Annotated in this window: 1 protein-coding gene; it reads left to right on the top strand. The window is 66.6% G+C overall.

Features of this window, described 5'->3' with window-relative positions:
* Positions 1–1827, top strand: a 1827-nt coding sequence (locus tag IQ26_RS38925) for a condensation domain-containing protein (protein ID WP_145723585.1), incomplete at both ends; no start/stop codon positions are given.

Genomic DNA, 1827 nt, shown 5'->3' with positions numbered 1-1827 from the left:
ATGCGCGGGCGGCCTATGAGGCGCCGCGCGGCGAGATCGAGACGACGCTGGCGCAGATCTGGGCGGAGCTTCTGGGGGTCGAGCGGGTCGGACGCGACGACCACTTCTTCGAGCTCGGCGGCCACTCGCTCCTGGCCGTGCAGCTCTCGAGCCGGCTGTCGCGGGCTGTTGGCGTGGAACTGCCGCTATCGACGCTGTTCGCCAGGCCAGTGCTTTCCGACCTGGCGGCGCGCCTTGTCGAGCAGTTGAGCCGCTCCGGTCCGCAAGACCTGCCGGCGATTGTGGCTGTGTCGCGTCATGAGCCGCTTGTGCTGTCGTTTGCGCAGCAGCGGCTGTGGTTTTTGGCGCAGCTGGACGAGGGCAGCACCAACTATCACATTCCGCTGGCCTTGCGGCTGCGTGGAGTGCTCGACCGCAGCGCCTGGCAGCGCAGCCTCGACCGTCTGTTTGCGCGTCATGAGGCGCTGCGCAGTGTCTTTGTCGCACCGGAGGGCAAGCCCTGGGTTGAGGTTCTGCCGCCGGATGCGGGACTGCCGGTACTCGAGCACGATCTGCGGGACAGGCCGGATGCTGACGCGGCGCTTTTGGATCTGTGCCATGAAGAGGCGCGCACGCCGTTCGATCTTGCGGGCGGGCCGCTGATCCGCGGGCGTCTGATCCGGATGTCGGATGAGGAACACGTCTTCCTGCTGACCCAGCATCACATCGTCTCGGACGGCTGGTCGATGGGCGTGCTGGTGCGTGAACTCAGTCAGCTTTACCGGGCGCTCGAGGCTGGACAGGACGATCCTTTGCCGCCGCTGGCGATCCAGTATCCGGATTATGCCGCCTGGCAACGGCAATGGCTGTCGGGGGAACGGCTGCAGAAGCAGGCGCAGTATTGGCGCAACGCCCTGTCAGGTGCTCCGGCCCGTCTTGTCTTGCCGACGGACCATGCGCGGCCGGCACAGCAGTCGTTTGCCGGGGCGACGGTTCCGATCGTCATCGATGCGGAGATGACGCGGGGTCTGAAGCGGCTGAGCCGGCAGCATGGCACGACGTTGTTCATGACGGTGCTGGCGGCCTGGGCGGCGGTGCTGTCGCGTCTGTCGGGGCAGGACGACCTTGTGATCGGCGTGCCGAGCGCCAATCGAGGCCGGCGCGAGATCGAAGAGTTGATCGGCTTCTTCGTCAACACCCTGGCGCTTCGGCTGGACCTGTCGGACGAGCCGAGCGTGTCGGAACTTCTGGAGCGGACGCGGCGCACGGCGCTGGCAGCGCAGGAGCATCAGGACCTGCCCTTCGAGCAGGTCGTGGAGATCGTGCAGCCGCCCCGGCATCTTGATCACACGCCGTTGTTCCAGGTGATGTTGGCCTGGCAGAACAACGCCGTCGGATCGTTCGATCTTCCCGGGCTGAGTGTGGAGGCTGCCGGGGATGGGCTCGATCAGGTCAAGTTCGATCTGGAGCTGAGCCTGGGCGAGCATGGCGAGGAGATCGCCGGAACGTTTGGTTATGCCACGGCGCTGTTCGATCAGGCGACGATCGAGCGGCAGCGTGGTTATCTGCTGGCGCTGCTGCGGGCGATGGTTGCCGATGCCGGGCAGCCGGTCGGCCGGATTGAACTGCTGCCGGCTGAGGAGCGCGCGTATCTGCTGGAGGAGCTGAACCGGACGGCGGCGGCCTATCCGTCGGATCGGTGCATCCATGAGCTGTTCGAGGCGCAGGTGCGCAAGGCGCCGGAGGCGGTGGCGCTGGTCCATGACGACGAGCGGTTGAGCTATGGCGAGCTCAACGCGCGGGCCAACCGTCTGGCGCATCATCTGATCGGGCTCGGGGTCAGGCCGG

Origin of the sequence: Mesorhizobium tianshanense (assembly GCF_007830515.1) — a bacterium.
Lineage (GTDB): Bacteria > Pseudomonadota > Alphaproteobacteria > Rhizobiales > Rhizobiaceae > Mesorhizobium > Mesorhizobium tianshanense.
The sequence above is the reverse complement of the archived record's forward strand: the minus strand, read 5'-3'. Positions and strand labels throughout refer to the sequence as shown.